General features: G+C 81.7%; 1 protein-coding gene. It reads left to right on the top strand.

Going from position 1 to position 273, the window contains the following annotated elements; genetic code table 11:
• Positions 1 to 273, top strand: a 273-nt coding sequence (locus tag ACKUB9_RS13225; protein WP_410825823.1) for a hypothetical protein, incomplete at both ends; no start/stop codon positions are given.

Here is a 273-nt window from a genome sequence, read left to right as displayed (position 1 = left end):
AGCTCTTCCGCGCGCTCCGCGGCGCCGCGGAGGCGGCCTCGGGCGAGGTCGGCGCGCGCACGGCGGAGGCGGTCGAGGCCTTCCGCGAAGCGGCCGAAGCTGCGTCCGGCCAAGTCGGCGCCCGGACCGCGGATGCCGTCGAGGCGTACCGTGCAGCGAGCGAGGAGGCCACCGGCGCCCTCGGGCTGCGCACGGCCGAGTCGGTGGAGGCGGTGCAGAGCGCCGGCACCGGCACCGCCGCCGCCCTGGCCGCGGCCGCGGCCGCGGCCGCGG

Source organism: Methylobacterium oryzisoli, from assembly GCF_046557895.1.
Classification (GTDB): Bacteria; Pseudomonadota; Alphaproteobacteria; order Rhizobiales; family Beijerinckiaceae; genus Methylobacterium; species Methylobacterium oryzisoli.
The sequence above is the reverse complement of the archived record's forward strand: the minus strand, read 5'-3'. Positions and strand labels throughout refer to the sequence as shown.